The organism is Streptomyces gossypii, assembly GCF_025165795.1.
Taxonomy (GTDB): domain Bacteria; phylum Actinomycetota; class Actinomycetes; order Streptomycetales; family Streptomycetaceae; genus Streptomyces; species Streptomyces gossypii.
On the sequence record NZ_JAJAGO010000006.1, the window covers coordinates 303,213 to 325,880 of the forward strand.

General features: G+C 70.2%; 20 protein-coding genes and 1 pseudogene. 10 read left to right on the plus strand and 11 right to left on the minus strand.

Going from position 1 to position 22,668, the window contains the following annotated elements; all coding sequences use genetic code 11:
- Window positions 1-63: 63 nt before the first annotated feature.
- Both LHJ74_RS15080 and glxA read left to right on the plus strand, forming a co-directional pair.
- On the plus strand, window positions 64-2,025 hold the full coding sequence (locus LHJ74_RS15080; protein WP_260218530.1) for a glycosyltransferase family 2 protein: 1,962 nt from the start codon (window positions 64-66) through the stop codon (window positions 2,023-2,025).
- A complete protein-coding gene (gene glxA, locus LHJ74_RS15085) occupies window positions 2,022-4,028 on the plus strand; it encodes a radical copper oxidase GlxA (RefSeq protein ID WP_260218531.1) in 2,007 nt (668 codons plus the stop codon). Before LHJ74_RS15080 ends, glxA begins: the two co-directional genes overlap by 4 nt.
- 158 nt (window positions 4,029-4,186) lie before the next feature.
- Here the strand turns inward: glxA and LHJ74_RS15090 are convergent, their stop codons facing one another.
- The 3 genes from LHJ74_RS15090 to LHJ74_RS15100 all read right to left on the minus strand — a co-directional run bounded on the left by LHJ74_RS15090 (window position 4,187) and on the right by LHJ74_RS15100 (window position 6,838).
- Entirely contained in the window at window positions 4,187-5,272 is a 1,086-nt protein-coding gene (locus LHJ74_RS15090; protein ID WP_260218532.1) for a glycoside hydrolase family 6 protein, read from the minus strand.
- A 115-nt stretch (window positions 5,273-5,387) separates the two neighbouring features.
- Window positions 5,388-6,065 carry a class F sortase gene (locus LHJ74_RS15095; protein ID WP_260218533.1) on the minus strand — a complete coding sequence of 226 codons (678 nt, stop codon included), beginning with the start codon at window positions 6,063-6,065 and terminating at the stop codon, window positions 5,388-5,390.
- A 5-nt stretch (window positions 6,066-6,070) separates the two neighbouring features.
- On the minus strand, window positions 6,071-6,838 hold the full coding sequence (locus LHJ74_RS15100) for a hypothetical protein (RefSeq protein ID WP_260218534.1): 768 nt from the start codon (window positions 6,836-6,838) through the stop codon (window positions 6,071-6,073).
- 168 nt (window positions 6,839-7,006) lie between these two features.
- Here LHJ74_RS15100 and LHJ74_RS15105 point away from each other — a divergent pair, with 168 nt between their 5' ends.
- Together LHJ74_RS15105 and LHJ74_RS15110 are read left to right on the plus strand one after the other, a co-directional pair.
- Window positions 7,007-7,276 carry a hypothetical protein gene (locus LHJ74_RS15105; RefSeq protein ID WP_260218535.1) on the plus strand — a complete coding sequence of 90 codons (270 nt, stop codon included), beginning with the start codon at window positions 7,007-7,009 and terminating at the stop codon, window positions 7,274-7,276.
- The gene (locus tag LHJ74_RS15110; RefSeq protein WP_260218536.1) at window positions 7,207-8,544 is read left to right on the plus strand and encodes a hypothetical protein; all 1,338 of its coding nucleotides are present in this window, start codon (window positions 7,207-7,209) and stop codon (window positions 8,542-8,544) included. Before LHJ74_RS15105 ends, LHJ74_RS15110 begins: the two co-directional genes overlap by 70 nt.
- A gap of 471 nt (window positions 8,545-9,015) precedes the next feature.
- Here the strand turns inward: LHJ74_RS15110 and LHJ74_RS15115 are convergent.
- Window positions 9,016-9,458 (minus strand): annotated as a pseudogene (locus LHJ74_RS15115) (transposase); the annotation flags it as partial.
- 122 nt (window positions 9,459-9,580) lie between these two features.
- Between LHJ74_RS15115 and LHJ74_RS15120 the strand changes: the two are divergent.
- The 5 genes from LHJ74_RS15120 (at window position 9,581) to LHJ74_RS15140 (ending at window position 14,544) form a co-directional block, all read left to right on the plus strand.
- Window positions 9,581-10,072, plus strand: a complete 492-nt coding sequence (locus LHJ74_RS15120) for a hypothetical protein (RefSeq protein WP_260218537.1) — start codon at window positions 9,581-9,583, stop codon at window positions 10,070-10,072.
- A gap of 886 nt (window positions 10,073-10,958) precedes the next feature.
- On the plus strand, window positions 10,959-11,828 hold the full coding sequence (locus tag LHJ74_RS15125) for a pentapeptide repeat-containing protein (protein ID WP_260218538.1): 870 nt from the start codon (window positions 10,959-10,961) through the stop codon (window positions 11,826-11,828).
- Window positions 11,829-12,031: 203 nt separating this feature from the next.
- Window positions 12,032-12,526: a hypothetical protein gene (locus tag LHJ74_RS15130; RefSeq protein ID WP_260218539.1), complete on the plus strand. Its 495-nt coding sequence runs from the start codon at window positions 12,032-12,034 to the stop codon at window positions 12,524-12,526.
- 42 nt (window positions 12,527-12,568) lie between these two features.
- Window positions 12,569-13,348, plus strand: coding sequence for an HAD-IIA family hydrolase (locus tag LHJ74_RS15135; protein WP_260218540.1), 780 nt, complete (start codon window positions 12,569-12,571; stop codon window positions 13,346-13,348).
- A gap of 107 nt (window positions 13,349-13,455) precedes the next feature.
- Window positions 13,456-14,544: a Gfo/Idh/MocA family oxidoreductase gene (locus LHJ74_RS15140; RefSeq protein WP_260218541.1), complete on the plus strand. Its 1,089-nt coding sequence runs from the start codon at window positions 13,456-13,458 to the stop codon at window positions 14,542-14,544.
- A gap of 196 nt (window positions 14,545-14,740) precedes the next feature.
- Here the strand turns inward: LHJ74_RS15140 and LHJ74_RS15145 are convergent, their stop codons facing one another.
- The 4 genes from LHJ74_RS15145 to LHJ74_RS15160 all read right to left on the minus strand — a co-directional run bounded on the left by LHJ74_RS15145 (window position 14,741) and on the right by LHJ74_RS15160 (window position 18,369).
- Entirely contained in the window at window positions 14,741-15,592 is an 852-nt protein-coding gene (locus tag LHJ74_RS15145) for a fumarylacetoacetate hydrolase family protein (protein WP_260218542.1), read from the minus strand.
- A gap of 113 nt (window positions 15,593-15,705) precedes the next feature.
- Window positions 15,706-16,455 carry a YidC/Oxa1 family membrane protein insertase gene (locus tag LHJ74_RS15150; RefSeq protein ID WP_260218543.1) on the minus strand — a complete coding sequence of 250 codons (750 nt, stop codon included), beginning with the start codon at window positions 16,453-16,455 and terminating at the stop codon, window positions 15,706-15,708.
- Between the two features lie 83 nt (window positions 16,456-16,538).
- Window positions 16,539-16,847 (minus strand): DUF6412 domain-containing protein, encoded by a 309-nt coding sequence (locus LHJ74_RS15155; RefSeq protein ID WP_260218544.1) that lies wholly within the window; start codon window positions 16,845-16,847, stop codon window positions 16,539-16,541.
- Between the two features lie 190 nt (window positions 16,848-17,037).
- On the minus strand, window positions 17,038-18,369 hold the full coding sequence (locus LHJ74_RS15160; protein ID WP_375546751.1) for a DUF445 domain-containing protein: 1,332 nt from the start codon (window positions 18,367-18,369) through the stop codon (window positions 17,038-17,040).
- A gap of 173 nt (window positions 18,370-18,542) precedes the next feature.
- Between LHJ74_RS15160 and LHJ74_RS15165 the strand changes: the two genes are divergently transcribed.
- Window positions 18,543-19,850, plus strand: a complete 1,308-nt coding sequence (locus LHJ74_RS15165) for an SGNH/GDSL hydrolase family protein (RefSeq protein WP_260218546.1) — start codon at window positions 18,543-18,545, stop codon at window positions 19,848-19,850.
- Between the two features lie 169 nt (window positions 19,851-20,019).
- On the opposite strand, the gene LHJ74_RS15170 is transcribed toward LHJ74_RS15165, so the two are convergent.
- The 3 genes from LHJ74_RS15170 to LHJ74_RS15180 are packed head-to-tail and all read right to left on the minus strand — an operon-like array spanning window position 20,020 to window position 22,662.
- On the minus strand, window positions 20,020-21,021 hold the full coding sequence (locus tag LHJ74_RS15170; protein ID WP_375546760.1) for an ABC transporter ATP-binding protein: 1,002 nt from the start codon (window positions 21,019-21,021) through the stop codon (window positions 20,020-20,022).
- Window positions 21,022-21,041: 20 nt separating this feature from the next.
- Window positions 21,042-21,806, minus strand: coding sequence for an ABC transporter permease (locus tag LHJ74_RS15175; protein ID WP_260218659.1), 765 nt, complete (start codon window positions 21,804-21,806; stop codon window positions 21,042-21,044).
- Between the two features lie 43 nt (window positions 21,807-21,849).
- On the minus strand, window positions 21,850-22,662 hold the full coding sequence (locus LHJ74_RS15180; protein ID WP_260218547.1) for an ABC transporter permease: 813 nt from the start codon (window positions 22,660-22,662) through the stop codon (window positions 21,850-21,852).
- Window positions 22,663-22,668 lie beyond the last annotated feature (6 nt).

The following is a 22,668-nucleotide window of genomic DNA, read 5'->3' on the forward strand; positions in this document are numbered from 1 at the left end:
GGCAGAGCTAAGACGTGGGCGAGAACGAGGACGCGCGGAGCGCCGTGCACAGGGGGAAGGATTATGACGTCGACGCCTGAAGGCGCCCGGCCACCGCAGGCCGTTGCCGACCCGTCGCAGACCACCCGGCTGCGACTGCCGCGCCATCAGCGCACGGGCAGCGGAGGCGTGGGCCGTGCGCCGCGGTGGCCGCGCAAGGCCCTCCCCCGCTACGACTACGAGCACTACAGCCGCCTCGCCGGCCCGCTCACCCAGCCGCCCGCGGACCGGCCCTACCGGGTGAAGTACCGCAGCCTGCTGGCCGACGAGCCGCACCGCATCCGCGCCGCCGTGCTGCTGTGCCTCGCCCCGCTGCTCTCGGCCGGACTGCTGGTATGGCTGATGCAGCCGCAGCACTGGACGGACCGGGAAGGGGACCAGGTCTCGGACCTCGTGCTGAAGCTCGACATAGTGATGCTGGTCGCCATCGGCCTGATCGAGCTCTTCCGCACGCTGAACGTCCTCTCCAACGCGCACGCAACCCTCGTCGCGAAGGACCCCGTCCCGGTGGTGCCCGAGGCCGGTACCCGCGTCGCCTTCCTGACCTCGTTCGTGCCGGGCAAGGAACCGCTGGAGATGGTCACCAAGACCCTCGAGGCGGCCGTACGCATCCGGCACCGCGGCCTGATGCACGTCTGGCTGCTGGACGAGGGCGACGACCCGGAGGTGAAGGAGGTCTGCCGCCGTCTGGGCGTACGCCACTTCACCCGCAAGGGTGTCGCCCAGTGGAACCAGGCGAAGGGGCCGCACCGCGCGAAGACCAAGCACGGCAACTACAACGCCTGGCTGGACGCGCACGGCGACGCCTACGACTACTTCGCCTCCGTCGACACCGACCACGTACCGCTGCCCAACTACCTGGAGCGGATGCTCGGCTACTTCCGCGACCCGGACGTGGGCTTCGTCATCGGCCCCCAGGTCTACGGGAACTACGACAATTTCGTCACCAAGGCGGCGGAGAGCCAGCAGTTCCTCTTCCACGCCCTCATCCAGCGCGCCGGGAACCACTACGAGGCGCCGATGTTCGTCGGCACCAGCAACGCCGTCCGCATCAAGGCCCTCAAGGGCATCGGCGGGCTCTACGACTCCATCACCGAGGACATGGCCACCGGCTTCGAGATGCACCGGGCGCGGAACCAGGAGACCGGCCACCGCTGGCGCTCGGTCTACACCCCGGACGTGCTCGCCGTCGGCGAGGGCCCGAACGCCTGGACGGACTTCTTCACCCAGCAGCTGCGCTGGTCCCGCGGCACCTACGAGACGATCTTCAAGCAGTACTGGCGCGGCGTGTTCACGCTGGGGCCGGGGAAGCTCTTCAACTACACGATGCTGATGATCTTCTACCCGATCTCGGCGATGAACTGGATCCTGGCCGCCCTCAGCTGCGCGCTCTTCCTGGGGATGGGCGCCTCCGGCGTCCAGATCGACCCGGCGATGTGGATGATGCTGTACGGCAACGCCACCGCCCTCCAGATCGGGCTCTACATCTGGAACCGCCGCCACAACGTCTCCCCGCACGAACCCGAGGGCTCCGGCGGCCTGGCCGGAATGCTGATGTCGGCCCTCTCCGCGCCGATCTACGCCCGCTCACTCTTCGACACGGTGCTGCGCCGCAAGAGCAAGTTCGTGGTGACGCCCAAGGGCGACTCCTCGAGTCCCGACACGCTCTTCGGGACCTTCCGGATCCACCTCTTCTTCATCGCCGTGTTCGGCGGCTCGCTGGGCGGCTCGTTCTACCTCGGCCACGACCATCCGGCGATGCTCACCTGGGCCGCGCTGGCGCTGCTGATCACGGCGGCGCCGATCATCGGCTGGCGCGTCACCGTCCGTGCCGAGCGCAAGAAGCGCAAGCATGGGCGGAGGCGCGGGCAGCGGCCCCCGTCCGACGGCATGCCTCCGGTGCAGGGCGTCGGCCAGCCGCGTACGCCGCCCTCCGCAAGCTCGGAACACACCATGCAAATCGCCCTTGGGGGACGTGAACAATGAACTACCGCCCGAGCCGCCGTACCCGTCGCCTGGCGATCGGTGCGGCGGCAGTGCTCGTACTGGCGGGTTTCAACGGTCCAGCGCTCTACAACTTCACCACGGACAAGTACCACGATTACAAGATCAACCAGCCCGGGTACAAGGCGGAGAACGGACACTGGGACGTGGTGAACGTCCCGGACGAATTCAAGATCAACACGATTCACGCCGCCCTGCTGAAGACCGGCAAGGTCCTGCTGATCGCCGGTTCCGGAAACGACTCGAAGATGTTCGACGCCGGCACCTTCCGCACCGTGCTGTGGGACCCGGTGAAGAACAGCTACAAGAACGTCGACACGCCCGCCGACCTCTTCTGCGCCGGTCACACCCAGCTGCCGGACGGAAAGCTGCTCGTCGCGGGCGGCACCCAGCGCTACGAGACGCTGGAGGGCGACGTCGAGAAGGCCGGCGGCCTGATGATCGTCTACAACGAGAACCCGGACAAGGCCAAGACCCTGAAGAAGGGCACCCGCTTCACCGGTCGGAAGAACGGCAAGACGTTCGTCGCCCACAGCAACGTGCTCGTGCCGCGCGCCAAGAAGCAGGCGGACCCGGTCACCGGCGAGGTGAGCGTCACACCCAGCAGCGCACGCGTGTACGTCGAAGCCCCCGAGAAGGGCAAGGAGCACCAGACGGGTACCCAGGACCAGTACCGGATCCACGGCCTCAAGGCCGGCGAGAAGGACAACCTCTACGGCATCGCCCAGAAGCTGTCCTTCGACAAGAAGGACTTCCAGGGCATCAAGGACACCTACGAGTTCGACCCGGTCGCCGAGCGCTACATCACCGTCGACCCGATGGGTGAGGCCCGCTGGTATCCGACCCTGACCACCCTGGAGGACGGCTCGGTCCTCTCCGTCTCCGGGCTCGACGAGATCGGCCAGGTCGTACCCGGCAAGAACGAGGTCTACAACCCGAAGACGAAGAAGTGGGGCTACCTCCCCCGTAAGCGCTTCTTCCCCACCTACCCCGCGCTCTTCCTCGCCCAGGGCGGCAAGGTCTTCTACACCGGCTCCAACGCCGGATACGGGCCGGCCGACAAGGGGCGGGTGCCGGGAGTGTGGGACCTGGGGAGCAACGAGTTCACCGAGGTGCCAGGAATGAGCGACCCGGACATCCTGGAGACCTCGATGTCCGTACTGCTGCCGCCGGCCCAGGACCAGAAGTACATGGTGCTCGGCGGCGGAGGCGTCGGGGAGAGCCCCAAGTCGACAGCGAAGACCCGCATCGCGGACCTGACCGAGGACAACCCGCGCTTCAGGGACGGCCCCGACCTCTACTCGGAGGCCCGCTACCCGACCAGCGTCATCCTCCCCGACGACACGGTGCTGACCACCAACGGCTCCGGCGAATACCGCGGGCGCAGCGGCAGCAACGTCCTCAAGGCGGCGCTCTACGACCCCGAGAAGAACGAGTTCCGCGAGGTCGCCGACCCGCTGGTGGGCCGCAACTACCACTCCGGCGGGCTGCTGCTGCCCGACGGACGGGTGATGACCTTCGGCTCCGACTCGCTGTTCGCCGACGACGCCAACACCAAACCGGGCACCTTCGACCAGCGGATGGAGATCTACACGCCGCCCTATCTCCACCAGGACGGCGAGCGCCCCGAACTGAAGGACGCGGGCAAGCCGCGCAAGACGGTGCGGCTCGGCGAGTCGGTGGCCTTCCGCACGAAGGACGCGGAGTCCGTCGAGAAGATGCGGCTGATCCGGCCCGGCGCGTTCACCCACGTCACCAACGTCGAACAGCGGTCCATCGCGCTGGACTACGAGAAGACCCCGGACGGGATCGAGGTCACCCTCCCGGACGATCCCTCGCTGGTGCCGCCCGGCTGGTACATGGTCAACGCCGTGGACGGCGAGGGCGTGCCCTCGAAGGCCGTCTGGGTGAAGGTTCCCGTGGACGCGAACGCCGATTCGCACCCCACGGTGCCCGAGTCACCGCCGGACACCCCGGGGGACTGAGGCCGGTGCCCCTTCGGACCCTGCGGACCCGCGCGGCAGACCGCGCACGCCGCACATGACGGTGCCCCGCGCCCCTCCTCAGCGGACGGGCGCGGGGCACCTTCGCGTCGCCGGGGAGACGCAGGGCGCGCCCGGCAACCTCAATGCCTGACCGGGCGTCAGCCGTCAGCGTTCCGGGCCAGGTCGAGCGCGTACTCCGGGAACCACTCGCCCGCCTTCGGACCGCCCTTGCAGGTGCCGTCCGACTCTCCCGGCCGCTTGATCCACAGGTAGGCGTCCACCAGCTCGTCGCCCGTCTCGGTCGTCGGCTCCTCGCCCAGCGCCCGGCCGGGCGGATTGCACCAGGTCTCCTCACCGCTGCCCTTCGCCGGGCCGTTGCCGTTCCGGCTGGTGTCCACGACGAACGGCTTGTCGCCGACCATCGCCGAGAGCTTCTTGCCGTACGCGACGTTCGATGTCGTCGACTGGTAGTTGGAGACGTTGAGCGCGAAGCCGTCCGCCGCTTCGATGCCCGCCCGGTGCAGCGGCTCCACCAGCCCGCCCGGATCCCGCACCCAGTCCGGGTTGCCCGCGTCCAGATAGACCTTCGTGTGCGGCAGCTCCGTGAGCTTCTCGACGGACTCCTTGAGCAGCGAGTAACGCTCCTCGTGGAACTCCTCGGGAGTGCAGCCCTCCTGGAGCAGGTGCGGCAGCGCGTCGGGCTCCACGACGACGGTGGCGGCGCGGTCCCCGATGCCGTCGATGACCTTGCCGAGCCACTCGCGGTACTCGTCGCCGCTGCCCGCGCCGCCCTGGGAGTACTGGCCGCAGTCACGATGGGGCAGGTTGTAGAGGACCAACAGCGCCTCGCGGTCGGCCTTCTCGGCGTCCTCCGTCAGGGCACGGGTCTCGGCCTCCGGGTCCTCGGTGCCGATCCACTCGGCCACCGGCTGCTCGGCGATCTCCTCGATCAGCGCGGCCTTCTCCTCCTTGCCGCCCTCGCGGTACTCCTCGGCCTGCTCGGCCGCGCTGCCGTCCGGGTTCACCCAGTAGGGGGCCTGGGCCTTCGGACGCTGTTTCAACGCGTTGCCGTCGGACGAGCCGCCGTCGGAGGAGTCGGAGGAATCCGAGGATCCCGAGGAAGAGGACGAGCAGGCCGTGAGCAGCAGCGCCGCCGCACCCAGCAACGCGCTTCCGGAGACGAACCGGGCGCGTGCGCCCGGTGCTGCGCCGCGGTGCGTCCGGTCGGCGTTCGTGCCGTACATGCACTCCCCCTCGGAGAAGACCAGGACAGGTCATGACCATCATCGTTGCACAGGCGGCGGGCACGCCCGCAACGTGTCGCGGCCGTCATCCGGCCCTCCTCCGACCGGCCGTACGTCAGCTGCGACGGGTCCCGGTGAGGTAGGCGGAGACCACCACATTGGAGGTGTACGCCCGCTGGTCACGGTCGAAGGTACCGCCGCAGGTGAGCAGCCGGAGCTCGGCACGCCCGTCCTCGCGGGGACCGTAGACCTCGCCGGCGTCGAACTCCGCACGCCCCACCACCTCCGCCGACTCGACGGTGAACTCCGCCACCAGCCCGTCGCCACGCGTGACCTCGACCTCGGTACCCGGCTGGGCGCTGCTGAGCGAGTAGAAGACGGCACGCCGCCGGTCGGTGTCGACATGCCCGACCAGGACGGCCGCGCCCTCCGCACCCGCCGTGGGACCGTCGCCGTACCAGCCCACCACCTGGGGCGTGGCGTACGGGGGCGCGGCGACGGCACCGCCGGAATCAAGCGAGCGGGGGATGACGGAGGCGTGGATACCCAGATCCTGGATGTCGATCTGCACCGGCCGGGCCGTGCCCTCCAACGGGTCGTGGGCGTCGGGCAGCGGCGGTCCCTCACCGGACCGGCTCCCCGTCACCGACCCGTCGCCGAAGACCCCGCCGTCGGTCACCCCGCCGGTGATGTCACGTCCCCACAGCCACAGTCCCAGCAGCAGGACCGCCCAGACGGCGCCGGTGAGGAACCGGCTGCGGTCACGGGTGGGCGGTTCGTCTTCCCCGGCCATGCGGCTCAGCGCCTGGTCGGGTCCGCCGCACGCCTGCGCCGCACGGCGAACGCCGCGGCTCCCAGCACCACCGCGCCGCCGGCCAGGGTGAGGCCCGCCGTCCGCGCGGCGCTCGTGCCGCCGGTGGACTCCTCAGCGGTGCCGCCGCCGCCCGCGCGCACCGGCGCGACCGGGGACGCGGGGGTGGTGGGCTTGTCCGATCGGTGATGCCCGCCGACGACGGTGACGGTACCCCGGCCCTGGCCGGTATCGACCACCACCTGGCAGTCGACGGTGATCTCGTACGAACCGGGCTTGGCCCGGGGTCGGATGCGGGCGGTGCCGACGAGTTCACCCTCGTCGGCCGGTTCGAGCTGGATGTCGCGCACGAAGGCGTCGGAGGCCGCGAGCGCGGTCTCGTCGTCGGCGCAGAAGTCGACCCGCAGATCGACCCAGTCGCCGGGCTTGGCCTTGCGCGGCGTGACCTCGACCCGGCCGCCGCCGGGCTTCCCGCCGGTGGGGTCGTCCCCCCGCATCTCCAGTTCGCCTTCGGCTTCCGCTTCGGCCTCCAGCTCAGCTTCCCCCTCCGCTTCGGCTCCTGGTTCAGCCCCTGGTTCAGCCCCTGGTTCGGGCAGCGGTGCGGGCGCGGGTACGGCGGCGGACGCCGCGGCGGCGGTGCCGGCGGCGACCGGCAGCGCGCCGACCGCCGCGGTGCAGACGGTCAGCACCGAAGCGGTCAGCGCGGTGGCGCACAGTGAACCGCGTCGGGCGTGGGGAAGTGATGTCCGGGCCATGGGAACCTCCGGGTCGCTCCCCCGAACATCCACCTCCCGGTGCCGCCCCGCACGCCCGGCTAGTCCGTTCAGGCCCGCACTCACCCGATCGCCCCGCGCCGTGGCGCTGCTGCACGCGATCCGTCAGCGTGGTGGAGGGGAGCCGGACGAGGCAGGGCGGAGACTGCGATGGCGAACGGACACGCGTGTGACGTGGTGGGCACGGCCGACCACGACGAGAACGCCGCCGACCGCGCCTTGACCGCTCTCTGCTGGTGGCGCACCGACCTCCCGCAAGGCGTGTGCGAGGACTACTGGCGCGATGTGCACGGGATCATGTTCGCCCGCACCCCCGGTGGGCCGGTGATCCGGTACTACAGTCGTTGCGCATGGATGCTTCCCTGCCCACCCGGCGCACGCTCATCGGCGTGGCCGCTGCCGCCGGGGTCGCAGCGCTGACCGGTTGTGCCAAGGACGAGTCGGGCGAGAAGGGGAAGAAACAGCCTTCGCCCACCCCGTCCGCCACCGACGCGGCCCGGCTCGGCGACGCCCCGCCCGCCGCCGACACCGCTTCGGCCAGATCGACGGACGGGGCTTGGCGCTATACGCGGCTCTCGCCCGAGCACAACGCCTCCTACCACGCACTCGCCGTCACGTCGCGGGACGACGTGTGGCTGCTGGGGACGCGGGAGAAACAATCCTCCGCTCCGTTCCTCGAGCACTGGGACGGGAAGCGGTGGAGCGAGCCCGCGCCGCCCGACGAGCTGAAAGCGGGTGGCCGGCGCTCCTCCTGCGCACTGGCCGCGGGCGCGCCCGGCGAGGTCTGGCTCGCGCAGCGCACGGGGGAGGACGGACAGCTCGCCGTGTTCCGCCGGAAGGGCGGGTCGTGGCAGCGGCTACCCGACCCCCCGGCCGTCAAGGGCGGCCGATGGTCGGACGGGGCGACGGAAGGCGCCTGGTGTGTGGCCTCGGGGGCGCACCTGTGGGCCAGCCCCTACGGCAAGGTCGTGCACTGGGACGGGAAACGCTGGGATGTCCCCGCTCTCCCCTTCCCCGCCGCCGCTCTCGCCGCCGCGCCCGCCGAGGACGGCACCCCCCGCGCCTGGGTGGCCGGATCGGTGGACACCGAGTGCGGTCAGGGGGAGTGCTACCCGCAGCCCGCCACGGCCCGGTGGGCGGACGGCGCCTGGCAGCGGCTCGACACCCCCTCGTACCACTTCCCCGACCCCGTGCCGCCCGAGGCGTCCGCCACGCTCGACACCCTCGTTCACGACCCCGTGAGCGGCCGTCTGTGGGCGCTCGGCCGCCACGGCTTCAACCACGGCGAGGTGGACAACGAGCCCGACGACGAGAGCGTCGTGCTGACCGGTGACGGCGCTGCGTGGACGAAAGTGCGCACTCCCGAGTTCGGCCGTGCCCTCTCGACCGCCGAGACCGTCCCCGACGGAACGGGCGGGCTGCTCCTGGACTCGCGGACACGCCGCACCGAGGACGGGAAGGTGCACAAGCTGCACGACCCGGGCCGGCTGCCCGAGCCGTCCGAGGTGCCGAAGCCGAAACGAAGGTACGACTTCAAGCAGCCGTTTGACATCGCCACGACGCGACTGATCCCCGGCACCCGGACCGTCCTCGCGGCGGGAGTCGTGATCTTCAACAACTCCTCGCCCACCGGGAACCCGCCACGGCGTCCCGTACTTGCCCGCTACGACGCGGGCGGCAAGGGCTGACCCTGCTGTTCGCCACACGGGCGGTGAAGTCCCGGGGCGCCGGGTTCCCCGTCGCCCGGCGGGGCAGATCCGGCACACCTGGCGGGCCGTTTCGGGAGATCGGGTCTACCTATTGCCACGTTGGACATTCCGCTCGCTCTGTTGGCGCTTCATGTATTTCCACGAAACTGTCGAAAGAATGAGCGACACGCAGCCGATCGCTATGAGCGTCAATCGCACGGTGAGGCCCTTGTTGGTGATGGCCCCTATGAAGCCGGCCAAGGTTCCACAACAACCGAGAAAGAGCGATCGCCACCCGAGGAGCATTTCGCTCAACCCGGCGGCGGAGCCCTTGAGGAATCCGCCACCCTGTAGTGATTCCCACTTACTTTCCCTGTTCGTCATCTCATCCCCACAGCATTACCGGAAGGGCACCCCCTTCCCGGATGACAGATACCCGGCTCATGCACTCATGCGCTTATGCGGTGCGCTTCATGTTACTTGACCGCAGTTCGTGTTGGCGTTCGAACTGCACGGGCAGACTTGCCCGATGGCCGAGTGGCGTCGCCAGGTGTTGTACTGATTGAGCCAACGGAACACTCTGCGGCGGCAGTTGGGGACTCCGTCCCAGCGCTGGGCGCGCCCTGGAGGATCTCCTGTTTCAGGGATGAGTGGAAACTCTCGCAGGCAGCGTTGTCCGCGGAGGTCCCGACGGCGCCCATGGACTGGGTCACCCCCAGATCTTTGCAGAGCCTGGCGAAGTCTTTTGACGTGTATTGCGCCCCGTGATCGGAATGGAACTGTGCACCCTCCGGGCTGCCGCGGGTCGGTGCGGCGTCTTTGAGCGGGTCGGCGACGAGCTCGGTACGCATATGGCCGGCGATCGACCAGCCGACCACCCGGCGCGAGAAGCAGTCCAGGACGGTCGCCAGATAGGAACAGATCCGGTCTTCATGGAAGCCCGCGGCCTGCGGGACCAACCTTCGAGCTCCTCGAAGGAAAGCAACCCCCGGAACACACACGGGACCTGTACTTCGCCGCAGGTGTTCTCTGCGGGGTGCTGGCCAACGCCGGCTTTGACCTGGGTGCCTATCCGGCGGCTGAGACACAGGCCCGTGCGTACGGTCAGCTCAACGATCTAACCGAAGCTTCGCGCAACCTGCAGAACGCCGAGAACCTACGCGACCAGCTCCTGGAGAACGACAACCTGCCCGGCGGCATGATGGCTTTCCCGTTGGCCAAACAACTCTTCTACGCGAGCACAACTCATCTGTGGCTGGGCACGGAGCCTGCACTCACCGATGCTCAGAGGCGCGCCGAGGAAGCCATCGGGATGTTCGAAATGGCCGAGCTGGCAGAGCGCAGAGCCGGGGAACTGGCGCTGGCCCGCCTGGACCTGGCGATGGCGCGCTTGGGTCGTGGCGACGCGGACGGAGCCGCTGCCGAGGTGCATTGCGTACTTCCTGTCGCAGCACGTCGCCGGACCGAAAGTGTCGCGCGACGACTGAGTCAGTTCGAACGGCGACTCGCCATAAGCCCTGCGGCGTAGCGACGTCGTCCTTTCCATCTGCCCACCACACGCGGCGGAGGACATCGCGACCAGTGTCTCTGACCAAGGCTTTGAGGGCATGTACGTGGACGCCCACGCCATCAGTCCGATCCGGATGGAGCGGAGCGCGCAGAGCTTCCCGCCCGGAGTCACGGTTGTCGACGGCGGGATCATAGGCCCACCCCCCGAGGAGGGGAAGACCGCCAGGCTGTACCTGGCGGCAGACCACAGTTTCGACGCCCTCGAAGCCGTCTTGAGGGGACAGCCGTACATACACGCTCTGCGGGACAGCAGTTGGGGTCGGCGTCGGCCTTGAAAATGGCTTCCGCCTCCTTCCAGAAGACGGCCCGCACGTTGGCCGGTGTGGCGCACGCCCTGGCTGATGCTCACGGAGTAGGGGACCAACTGGTCGCGGAGGGCCGCGAGATGCAGGACCAGATGCTGGCCGACCGGGACGACCTGCCGAGCGCGGCGGCTCGCCCACGCTCTGGCCGCCGCTTCCATGCGCAGGTCGTGGGGCAGATAGCGCCACTGGCAGGACGGTGCGGGCCAGATACAGGAGCCGGTTGACGATCTCCCGCATGTCGTAGTCGCCCTCGTGCCCGCTGCCCGAGGGAAGCCGCCCCTTCCACGCGGTGATGACCGGCCGGATCAGCTCCCACGCCTCATCCGGCAGATCGCTCGGGTACGGCTGCCGCCCGCCCATACCCACCAGCAGGCCGCACCCCCGGCCGTCGACGACGCTCCGCGTCGCCTCCCTCCTCCGCCTTGGATCCGAAGCCCCATGACGCCGCTCGCTGATCCACTGGCTATCGTGCACCAGGTCGTAAGCTGTGCCGTCATGGCGGACACGCAGCCTCGCAGGAGGCCATGGTGAGGATGGATCGTGCCCGGTGTGGTGACGGCAGGCCTGGCTTTGTGGATCTTCGGGCCGGGAGCCGGGTGGGTGGTCGAGCATGTCGACGGCGTTCACGGGTTGACCGGTGAGCAGGACGCCCAAGCGAAGAACAACGTGCGGGGGCGCATGCTTCAGGCGGGTGCCGGCCTGCTCGCCACGGTGGCGGTGTTCTACACGGCCCGTACCTACCGGCTCAGCCAGCAGCAGCAGGTGACCGACCGCTACACCACGACGGTCGAGCAGCTAGGCTCCGCAAGCCTGGAGGTGCGGCTCGGCGGCATCTACGCGCTGGAGCGCATCGCCCGCGACTCGCCGCGCGACCACGGTGCGGTGATGGCGGTTCTGGCCGCGTTCGTCCGCGAGCGTTCTCGCGACGAAGACGCCCACCCGGCGATGGGAGAGGCTTACGGGCAGACGTCCGGGCAGCAGGTGCGGCTGCGGGGGGACCTACAGGCCGCCCTCTCGGCGATCGGCCGCCGCGACCACCGCAGCGACTCCGGCAAGATTTACCTTTCTGATGCCGACCTGAGGGGCGCTGACCTGCGCGGCGCGTACCTGGCCGGGGCGGGGATGCGCGGCTCGGACCTCTCCGGTGTGAACTTCGGCGACTGCAATCTCGTCGGGGCGAACCTCGTCGGGGCGAACCTGGCCGGTTCGGCGCTGGGCGGAGACATGCGTGGCATACGCCTGAAAGACGCGGACCTGACCGGGGCGTGGCTAGCCGGTGTGCCTCTGCACGGCGCAGACTTGACCCGGGCGAAGCTATCCGGCGCGAACCTGGCGGGTGCTGACCTGCGCGGCGCGAACCTGGAGGACGCCGACTTGACCGATGCCGACCTGACCGGTGCCCTCAGGTGACGCCGTTCGCCTTCGGTGGAGCACACGCCGGTAGCTTCCGGCCCGGGAAATCACATCCGAGGTGCGCGCTGTGGGATTCGTCCTCGGCAGGGTCCCCGCCGAGCCCACCGGTCAGCACCCCCGTGTGTCCGGCATGCTGCACGACTTCGGCAATGCTCTTCGCCTGACCGCCGCGTCCAGTCCCCTACACCCGCACCTGGAGTGTGACGAGTGAAGGCTTGGAGCTGCGCCACGCCACCGACATTGAGGCCGTGTGGAACACGCTGATCGAGGTGTACGCGGAGGTACGGGCCGACCAACTGCACCAGCCGCACTACTCGGTGGAGCGGTACGGAGAACGCCTGACGCGCCACGGAGCCGAACCCGGCTGGGAGGCCGTGACCGCTGGTGGCGCCGGATGGCCACGCCTGCGCGAGGGCACCACCGACCGGGCCACCGTCGCGCTCAAGGAGATCATGCTGCGGGTGCCATGGCGCGGTACCGGCACCGCCCGTCGCCGGTCCCGTTCTCACCGCAATGCGGCGCGCCATCCGAGAGCCCGCGTCCGCGTCGGGCTCGGCGGAGCCGTGCGACGCCGACGAGCGGCACCAGTGATCGCGCAGCAGACCGTCGTGAATGCGCGGGCGCAGCAGGCGGCTGCGGCCGGTGACCGGCTGCGCCTGCCGTCAGGGAGATCCCTGCGGAGGACGAATGCATAGCATGGGTGTCCCATGGTCCGCGTACGGCAGGAGTCCGCCCTCATGACAGAGCGCAAGCCCATCGAATCGTGGCTCACCGACATGGATGGGGTGCTGATGCACGAGGGCGTCCCGATCCCCGGTGCCGACGCCTTCATCAAGAAGCTGCGCGACTCCGGCCGGCCCTTCCTGGTGCTGACCAACAATTCGATGTACACCGCCCGGGACCTGCACGCCCGTCTGAACCGGATCGGGCTCGAAGTGCCGGTGGAGAACATCTGGACCTCCGCCCTTGCCACCGCGAAGTTCCTGGACACCCAGCACCCCGGCGGTACCGCGTACGTCATCGGCGAGGCCGGCCTGACCACGGCCCTGCACGACGCGGCTTACGTGATGACCGACGCCGAGCCTGACTTCGTGGTCCTGGGCGAGACCCGGACCTACTCGTTCGAAGCGCTGACGAAGGCCATCCGCCTGATCAACAACGGCTCCCGGTTCGTCGCCACCAACCCGGACAACACCGGACCGTCGCCGGATGGCGCACTGCCCGCGACAGGTTCCGTGGCTGCGCTGATCACGAAGGCCACAGGGAAGGAGCCGTACTTCGTCGGCAAGCCGAACCCGCTGATGATGCGGACCGGCCTGAACGTCATCGGAGCGCACTCCGAGAGCAGCGCCATGATCGGTGACCGGATGGACACGGACGTACTGGCCGGGCTCGAAGCCGGGATGGAGACCTTCCTCGTCCTCACCGGGCTGACCACGAAGAGTGACATCGACAAGTACCCGTACCGGCCGACCACGGTCGTGGACTCGATCGCGGACCTGGTGGACCGCATCTGATCGTGGGCCATCCGACGGGCTGTCAGGCAGGCAGAGAGTGACGCGGCGTGGCAGGCCGTCGTTGGCGCCCCGGCCGCCGCCGGTGCCCCTGTGGCAAGGTGGGCCGCATGCATGCTGCCACCAGTGACCTGCGCGTCGGCCTGATCGGCTACGGCGTGGCCGGATCCTTCTTCCACGCCCCGCTCATCGCCGCCACCAGCGGTCTCGCGCTAGACGCGGTGGTCACCTCCGACCCGGCCCGCCAGCGGCAGATCCACGACGAACACGGCACCGGCGTCCGTACGGTCGCGTCGGCCGACGCACTGTTCGCCGACGCCGGGGCGCGGCCCCTCGACCTGATCGTGGTCGCCTCGCCGAACCGCACCCATGTGCCGCTCGCCCGCCGGGCGCTCGAAGCGGGCCTCGCCGTCGTCGTCGACAAGCCGCTCGCGGCGACGGCGGCTGAGGCGGACGCGCTCGCCACCCTCGCCGACGAACGCGGCCTGCTGCTCTCCGCCTTCCAGAACCGGCGCTGGGACAACGACTTCCTCACACTGCGCGCGCTCCTCGACGAGGGCGCGCTCGGCGAAGTGCACCGTTTCGAGTCACGCTTCGAGCGCTGGCGGCCCCAGCCGAAGGGCGGCTGGCGGGAGTCGGGCGACCCGGCCGAAATCGGCGGGCTGCTGTACGACCTGGGCAGCCATCTCGTCGACCAGGCGCTGACACTCTTCGGACCGGCACGTTCCGTCTACGCGGAGTCGGACGTCCGCCGGGCGGGGGCCGGGGCAGACGACGACACGTTCCTGGCGGTCACCCACGAGAGCGGCGTCCGCTCACACCTGTGGATGAACTCGGTCGCCGCACAGCTCGGTCCCCGCTTCCGGATGCTCGGCAGCCGCGCCGCCTACGTCAAGCACGGCCTCGATCCGCAGGAGGCGGCGCTGCGGGCGGGGGCCCGCCCGCAGCGCGGGGAGCCGTGGGGCGTGGAGCCCGAAACGGCCTGGGGCACCCTCGGAACTCTTGAGGGGGCTCGCACGGTCCGCAGCCTCGACGGCGACTATCCCGCCTACTACGCCGCGATCGCCACGGCCCTGCGTGACGGCGGACCGCCGCCCGTCACCGCGCGGGAGGCGGCGGCCACCCTGCGGGTCCTCGAAGCGGCCCGCCACGCGGCGGCCTCGGGCGACACGGTGCCGCTGACCGCCGCCCGCGACTGACCGCATCGCGCGGAGCCGCCCACGAGCGTCTGTCCGGGGGAACTGCGAGGACAGCCCGCAGGAGGCGCCTCCCCGGCTGCCGGGCCGGGAAGGCTGGTGCCGGGGCTCTCCGCCGCAGGCGGGGCACGGCTCGCGCGGCCGAGGACCGCCCTCGTAGGCGGCGAGTCGCGGCCCCGCCGAGCTCGCCCGCTACGCGCTACGCGTCCCTGAGCATCTGGCGCTGGCGGCCCAGGCCGTCGATTTCCAGTTCGACGACATCACCCGCCCGCAGATAGGGCTTGGGGTCCGGCTGGCCCATGGCGACACCGGCCGGAGTACCGGTGTTGATGACGTCTCCCGGATAAAGCGTCATGAACCGGCTGACATAGCGCACGACTTCGGCCACCGGGAAGATCTGCTCGGACGTGCTGCCGTCCTGCCGCAGTTCGCCGTTGACCCACAGCCGCAACGCGAGCGCCTGCGGATCGGGCACCTCTTCGGAGGTCACCAGCCACGGGCCCAGCGGGTTGAAGGTCTCGCAGTTCTTGCCCTTGTCCCACTGGCCGCCGCGCTCGATCTGGAACTCGCGCTCCGAGACGTCGTGTGCGACGGCGTATCCGGCGACCGCAGCGAGCGCCTCCTCGTCCGTCTCCAGCCAGCGGGCCGTACGGCCGATCACGACGGCCAGTTCGACCTCCCAGTCCGTCTTCACACTGCCGCGCGGGACCAGCACCGTGTCGTCCGGACCGACGACCGTGTCCGGCGCCTTCATGAAGAGGATGGGCTCAGCCGGCACGGCCCCGCCGGTCTCCCGCGCGTGATCGTGGTAGTTCAGCCCGATGCACACGATCTTGCCGATACGGGCGAGGGGCGGGCCGGTCCGCAGGCCCGTCGCGTCCAGGACGGGCAGCTCCGCGGCCGCCGCACGCACCCAGGCGAGTGCGGCATCGTCCGCGAGCAGCGCCCCGTCGATGTCCGGCACCACACCGGACAGGTCGCGTAGCGTCCCCTCGGCGTCGAGCAGAGCCGGGCGCTCGGCCCCCTTCGTTCCCACACGCAGCAGCTTCACAATCACTCCCGTGGTCATGAACGATGGGGACGGCCATCGAGGCGGATTCGGCCAAGCCTCTGAGAGGCCACCCGGCAGCCTCCAGGAGCGGGCGCGGCTTCACAACCCCGTGTTCACCTGCTGGGACGGCGCAGCGGCTGGAGCAGCGCCCGCTCCACCGCCGTCCAACTGGTCGTGGTGACCAGGTACAGCCCGGCGGCCAGCGGTACGACCGCCGCCGTGATCAGAGTCCCGAACGAGAGCAGCGGCAGCCAGCGGGCCATCGCGGCGGCACCGGGCGCGGCGGGGACGTCCTGCGTCCGGCCGGTCGAAGCCTGGGCAGCCGAAGCCTGGGCAGCCGAGCGGCGGGCCTGCTGGTACGTCCAGACGGCCACGGCACCGATGACAGCGAACAGCCCCGCGTACACCAGCCCTTGCGCCCCGAACACACCGCCGTCCCCCAGCGCGTCGGCCCACCGCCCGCCGAGCGGGGTGCCGAAAAGCTGCTGTCCGAGCAGTTCCCCGTCCGTCGTGAACAGGTGGTACATGACGAAGAACACCGGCAGTTGCAGCAGCATCGGCAGGCAGCCCGCCACCGGCGAGACTCCACGGCCGGTGTAGAGCTCCGCCGCCGCGCGTCGCATCCGCTCCGGGTCGGAGCCGTGCCGGTGCCGCAGCTTGGCCAGTTGCGGCGCCAGTTCGGCACGCACCCCCTCTCCGCGGGCGGCGGCACGGGCCAGCGGATGCAGCGCCAGCCGCACCAGCATGGTGCACAGGACGATCGCCACGGCCGTGGCCTGGGCGTGGAACACCGGGTCGAGCGACTCCGACAGGGACATCACCAGAGAAGCGGCGCCGTCGAAGAAAGAGGAAGAAGAAGACATGCGGGAGCCCTCCACGAGGTCTCGTCGTGCCGGCAGGAGAAATGCGGCGTGACGAGCCACGCAGGCTCAGACTGTGCGTGCGCCTACGCGGCCGTCCGGATCGGACGGCCCGGAGCCCGGGGCCTGGTGCTGCCCGCGGCGTCAGGGTCGCGCTGTGGCAGGAAGGCCACCCGGAGGGCGCGGTCGCGCAGGACCGTACGTATTCGGCCCGGCGGGGCGGAGCCGACCGGACGGGCCAGCGGCAGGAAGCAGACGGCGAAGGTCAGACCGACGGCCGCGGTGGCCGCCAGGGCCAGCCCGCCCGTCAGGCCCGTCTGCCAGAGGAGGAACTCGGCAAGCAGGAGGAACAGCGCGCACCACTCCGCGCGGCCGGCGAAACCCCGACCCCACATGTCGCTGCCCTCCCCTCGGCATCGGCACCAGCCGTGCGGACCACACTCCGTGCGGACCACACCGGTCACCGGACCTCTGCGCACCTGCCCGCTACAGCCGTCAACGCGCGAGCGGTGCGGGCGGTTCCCGCTCCCGCCACCGCCACCCAAGTGGCCAAGCCACCGGACAACACCCGGCCGCCGCGCGGCACTACGCCCCCAGCAGATGCGAGACCGCGTAGATCACCAGGCCCGCCAGCGCGCCGACCACCGTGCCGTTGAGGCGGATGAACTGGAGGTCGCGGCCGATGTGGGCCTCGATCTTCCGGGAAGTGTGCTCCGCGTCCCAGCCCGCCACCGTATCCGTGATCAACGAGGTGATCTCCCTCCGGTAGGTGGTCACGACATAGACCGCCGCACCCTCGATCCACCCGTCGACCTTGCCCTGCAGCCGCCCGTCCACGGACATCCGGGCGCCCAGCGACAGCAGCGACGCACGGGCGCGCACCCGCAGCTCGCTCCGCTCGTCCTCCGCCGCAGCGACGATCATGCCGCGTACGGACGACCAGGCGGAGGCGATGAGCTCCTGGACCTCGCCGCGCCCCAGCACATCCCGCTTGAGCCGCTCCACCCGCTCCCTGGTCTCCGGGTCCGTCCGCAGATCCTGGGCGAAGTCCGTGAGGAAGCGGTCCACGGCGCCGCGCGCCGGGTGCTCGGGCATGTCGCGCATCTCGGTGACGAAGCGCAGCAGTTCCCGGTAGACGCGCTCGCCGATCTTGCGGTCGACGAAACGGGGCGTCCAGCCGGGCGCACCACCGCTCACCGCGTCCATCACCGAATCGCCGTGCTCGTCCAGCCAGTCGCAGGCCCGCGTGCAGACCAGGTCCACGACTCTCCGGTGCCCGCCGTCCGCGACGATCTTCTCCAGCATCGTGCCCAGCCCGGGCGCGATCTCCTGCGCCTCGGCCCGGCGGGTGATCGCCTCGCCCACCACGGCCTGCACATCGGAGTCACGGAGCACCGTGAGCGCGCCCCGCAGGGCGGTCGCGAGCTCCTCGGTGACCCGGTCCGCGTGCTCGGGCTCGGCGAGCCAGGTACCCAGCCTGGCGCCGATGCCCAGACTGCGCAGCCGCCCCCGTACGACCTCCCCCGCGAGGAAGTTGTCTCCGACGAACTCGCCGAGGCTCTGACCCAGCTGGTCCTTCTTCGTCGGAATGATCGCCGTGTGCGGGATCGGCAGGCCCATCGGCCGCCGGAACAGCGCTGTGACGGCGAACCAGTCGGCGAGCGCGCCGACCATGCCCGCCTCGGCCGCCGCCGCGACGTAGCCCGCCCAGCCTCCGGCACCCGAGTTCTTGGCCCACGTGGCGAGGACGAAGATCAGCGCCATCACCCCGAGGGCTCCGGTCGCGATCGCCTTCATCGCGCGTACGCCGCGCTGCTTCTCCTCGTCGGCCGCCGTGAACACGCCAGGACCGCTTGTGAGTGCGCTCACATGAACGCTGTCATCGGCAGCGACTTCACCCGTTTTTGACCGTTCCATCCACTCCACCTGTCCAGCCCCCGGTTCCCCCATTGTCCCAATCCGCGCAACGGGAGGAACGATCTAGGGGTTCCTCGCGTCTCTGCGTGCGGGGCGCTGCTCCAACCGTGGGATCATGACACTGCCGACCGCCCGGAGCCCGGGCTCCGTCCGCCCGAGGGGATTCACCGAGCATGACCAGAAACATGGGTTATGCCCTGCTGGCCGGACTGGCGGCCGTGGTGGTGCTGATCTCGACAGCGATATTCATCGGTGTCGGAGGTTCGAAGGATGACATCAACGCCGCCCCGTCTCCGCGCGACCCGGCCGATCCGGCCTCCGCCGGCACCTGGGTCGGCACTTGGTCCGCCGCCGCGGCGGCAGCGGAGCCGGACACCCACGAGGGCATCAGCGACACGTCCATACGCAACGTGGCGCACAGCTCCGTCGGCGGCAGCCGGGCCCGCATCCACCTCTCCAACCTCTACGGCAACAGCCCGCTGACGATCACTCACGCGAGCCTGGCGCTGGCCGCCGCGCCCAGCAACCCGACCGCGGCCTCGGGCAGCATGCGGCTGCTGACCTTCGGCGAGAAGCGCTCGGTGACGATCCCTCCGGGTGGCCGGGTCACCAGCGACGCGGTCCGGCTCAACGTCCCCGCCGCGGCCGACCTGCTGATCACCACGTACTCCCCCAGGACCTCCGGCCCGGTGACGTACCACCCGTACGCGCGCCAGACCAGCTACCTCGCACAGGGCGACCAGGCAGAGCAGACCGCGGGCACCGCCTTCACCAAGCAGATCCCCTACTGGCGCTACCTCACCGGCATCGACGTGTGGAGCACCGAGGCCGAGGGCTCCGTCGTGGTGATCGGCGACTCGCTCACCGACGGCATCACCTCCAGTCCCGGCGCCAACCGCCGCTGGACGGACTTCCTCTCCCAACGGCTGCGCACCGAACGCCAGGCACCGCGCTACAGCGTGCTCAACAGCGGCATCAGCGGCAACCGGATACTGATCGACGGCAACAAGTACTACCCCAACAACGGCCCGAGCGGCCTGCTGCGGATGGAACGGGACGTCCTCTCCCGTACGGGTGCCAAAGCCGTGATCATTCAGATGGGCCTCAACGACATACTCAAGGGGCCCCGCCAGAGCGACCCCGACAAGATCGTCGAAGGTCTGCGGCAGATGACGGAGCAGGCGCACGAGCGGGGCCTCCAGGTGCTCGGCGGCACCCTCACCCCCTTCGGCGGGCACCGTGGCTACGAGCCGCGGCTGGACGCCATCCGGCAGGCGGTCAACCAGCAGATACGCGCGGGCGGAGTCTTCGACGCGGTCGTCGACTTCGACGCGGCGCTGCGCGACCCCGCCCACCCGGAGCGGCTGCGCAAGGCCTACGACTCCGGCGACCACCTGCACCCGAGCGACAACGGCTACCGCGCCATGGCCCAGGCCGTCGACGTGGCACAGCTGCGGGACTCCACCCCGGCGAAGCTCTGACACAGCTAGTGCTGTGGCCGGGAAGGTTCACCGGCTCGCGACGCCCGGCACGGCCCCTCGCCGCGTTGTCGGAGTCGCCCGAGTAGCCCACTACGAGGGCGATCCTCCGCCTTGCGAGGAACCGCACCGGACGCCGCGCACTTCCCGGTAAACCTTCCCGGCCACAGCACTAGCGACCGGCATACATCCTCGCGATGACCGCCTCGATGTCCGGCTCCCGCAGCGAGAGGTCCACCAGCGGATAGTCGGCCGCTATCCGCGACACGATCGGCGCGGCACTCGCCGAGGCGGCGAAGGCGAGCCACTGGCGCGGCCCCTCGGTACGTACGGTCCGGGCACCCGGCACGCCCTCGATCGGCGGCAGTTCCCGCTCCAGATCCACCACCAGGGTGCGCTCACTCTCGCCCACCTCGTGCAGCCCCGCCAGCGAGCCGTCGTACATCAGCCGCCCGTGGTCGATGACCACCACGCGTTCGCACAGCTGCTCGATATCGGTCAGGTCGTGAGTCGTCAGCACCACGGTGGTGCTCCGCTCCTCGTTCAGCACGCGCAGGAACTCCCGCACCTGGGCCTTGCTGATGACATCGAGCCCGATCGTCGGCTCGTCCAGATACAGCACCTCCGGATCGTGCAGCAGCGCGGCAGCGATGTCGCCGCGCATCCGCTGCCCCAGCGACAGCTGCCGTACGGGCACCTCCAGGAGCGCCCCCAGATCCAGCAGTTCGACACACCGCTCGAGATTCGCCCGGTAGCGCGCCTCCGGAATCCGGTAGATCCGCCGCACCAGCGCATACGAGTCGCGCAGCGGCAGATCCCACCACAGGGTCGTGCGCTGCCCGAACACGACTCCGATCCGGCGCGCGAGCTTGGTCCGGTCCCTGGACGGCTCGATACCGGCCACCCGCAGCCGGCCGCCGCTGGGCGTCAGGATCCCCGTCAGCATCTTGATGGTCGTCGACTTCCCCGCGCCGTTCGGCCCGATGAAACCGGCGATCTGGCCGCGTGGCACCGTGAAGCTGATGCCGTCCACAGCCCGCACCTCGCGGCGCTCACGGCGCAGCGGCCCGGTGCGGCGGCGCACCCGGAAGACCTTCTCCAGGCCCTCGACCTCGATGCAGTCGCCGCTTCGCTCCCGCTTGGCCATGCGGCCCACACCGTCCACACCGTCCATGCCGTCCATGCCGCGCCTCCTCAACTCCCCGTGCTCTGATAGCCGCGCAGTCCGGCACGCCAGGCCAGCCCCGCCACCGCACAGCAGGCCACGGCCACCGCGGGGGACGCGAAGTCCACCCAGCCGGGCAGCCCCAGCGGATCGTCCCGGCCCAGCACACGGAGCGCGGGCAGCCAGTTGACGAACGCCAGCGGCACCACGAACGTCACCCCGCGCAGCAGGTCCTCGGCGAAGATCGTCGGCGGATACTGCAGCAGCGTCGTCCCCCCGTAGGTGAAGGCACTCTGCACCTCCGCCGCGTCCTGCGCCCAGAACTGGAAGGCGCCGCCCAGCACGTACACGGCGGCGAAGATCGCCGCGCCGCTCAGCAGCATCACGGGCACCAGCAGCACATTCACCGGTGTCCAGTCGATGTCCAGCCCGGACAGCGCCCAGCCCAGCAGCAGCAGGCCCTGGAGCATCCGTCCGATCCGGCGCAGCGCGAAACGGTCCGCGGCGGCCTGCACCAGCACCGGCACCGGGCGCACCAGCAGCGTGTCCACCGTGCCGTCGCGCACCCGGCTGCCGATGCTGCTCAGCGAACCCAGCAGCAGATCGGCGAGCCCGAAGGCCGTGCAGGAGGTGCCGTAGAGAAAGGCCACCTCCGCCAGGGAGAACCCGCCCAGCTCGTCGACGTGCATGAACATGATCGCGATCGCGGCGAAGTCGAGGAGGGTCGTGACCAGATTCCCGACCGCCATCATCAGGAAGGACGTGCGGTAGGTCAGCGTCGCCCTTACCCACATCCCGACGATCAGGCAGTACGCCCGCGTCCCCCACCAGATCCGCTCAACCACCCTGCACCACCACCTTCCTGGTGGCCACGGACTGCAGGGCGCGCCCCGCCGCCAGCAGCACCAGCGCCCACCCCGCCTGGAAACCGAGCGCGCGGGCCAGGCTGCCCGCCCCCGCGCGCTCCTCCAGCAGCACATCGGCGGGCACCTGGAGCATCGCCGCCCACGGCAGCTGGCGTACCACCTCGCCGAAGGTGCCCGGGAAGACGGTGAGCGGCAGCAGCATCCCGGAGAAGAAGATGCTGAGCAGGACGCCCACGGTGCTGAGCCCGGCCGCGTCCATCAGCCAGAAGGTGGTCAGGGCCAGCAGATAGCGCAGCGCGTAGCCGACGACCACCGCGAGCAGGACGGAGACGGCGAACACCGCCCAGGTCAGCGGTGCTGTGGGCAGCGCCAGCTGGAACGCGAACGCACCCACCAGCATCGGCACGATCCCGCGTCCCAGCAGTTGGAACGCCGCCCGGCCCAGGTCGGCGGCCAGCCACCACGCCTGCAGGTCGACGGGCCGGTAGAGGTCCACGGCCACGTCACCCGTCCGGATGCGGGCCTCCAGCTCCTCCTGCGCACCGCCGCCCATCAGCGCCGTCGCGGCGAGCAGCGCCTGCCCCAGCCAGACGAAGGTCAGCGCCTGTGCCTGGTCGTACCCGCCCAGCTCCGGACGCTGCGACCAGAGCGCGATATAGGTGTAGGCGACGATGAAGCCGAAGACCGTGTTGGTGAAGACTCCGGCCGCCGTCGCGAGCCGGTAGGTGGAGTACCGGCGGAAGCTGCTGCCCAGGACGGCGAAATAGAGCGGAAGATGGCGCATCCTTTT